The following is a 939-nucleotide window of genomic DNA, read 5'->3' as shown; positions in this document are numbered from 1 at the left end:
GGCTTGCAGTTGCCAGGAATGCTACAACGGACTCATAGATATTTGCTACATAGGCAACAATTCGGTCACCTTTTTCTACACCCAGGTATTTGAGCGTTAATTGTAATGCCGCCGTATCCTGATATAACTGATCCCAGGATATTTCTGTTTGGTCTCTTAATTCAGATGTGTGAATAATGGCTGGTTTATGACGATCACGGTTTTGAAAAATATGTTCTGTATAGTTGATCTTCGAACCCGTAAACCAGTTTGCGCCAGGCATCTCATGGCTTGTTAAAACAGTCTGATAATCTTCCTTGGATTGTATTTGGAAATAATCCCATAACGATGCCCAAAAGAGTTCTAATTCATCAACGGACCATTTCCAGAGAGAATGATAATTATCAAAGTGTAAGTCTTTATGTTTTTTTAACCAATTCATATAATCATAGATATTTGAATTTTGTTTTCGCTTTTCGCTAGGTTCCCAAAGCAATGTACCTTCTTCTGTTCGCGCCATAATAAACCCTCCTGCACGTTCAATCATATTACCATTATATGAAACCGCTTACCGGGTGTAAAGCAAATGAGGATGAAAGATCATTGAAATTAATAATACCTGTGCTACTATATTCATAGAATCTTAAAATAACCAGAACCCAAAATGGAGGCCACTGAAAAAGTTAAAACATAATACAAAATAGGTGGATCTATCATCGCATCTTGAATATACTGCGCTTTCCGCGGGCGAGTGACGAGCCCAATGGCATCAAGTTAAGCTACCAATAATTTACAAATAAATGGATTGTAAGTCTAATGGCTATCGTTGATTCATTAAATAGTTTAGTTACGGACTAAAAAAGTCAATACGATGCCCGAGACTTGAACTTTTATTTTTTCAAGCCTCTCATTTTTATTTACTATGTCCTGTCAATAATGTATATTGAAAGAGAGAGAATT

Annotated in this window: 1 protein-coding gene; it reads right to left on the bottom strand. The window is 36.3% G+C overall.

The features are described from left to right. On the bottom strand, window positions 1-499 hold a 499-nt coding region (locus AC3G7N_RS20655; RefSeq protein WP_489424043.1), incomplete at its 3' end, for an acetyl-coenzyme A synthetase N-terminal domain-containing protein. Between the last annotated feature and the right edge of the window lie 440 nt (window positions 500-939).

Source organism: Virgibacillus carmonensis (assembly GCF_057836705.1).
The sequence above is the reverse complement of the archived record's forward strand: the minus strand, read 5'-3'. Positions and strand labels throughout refer to the sequence as shown.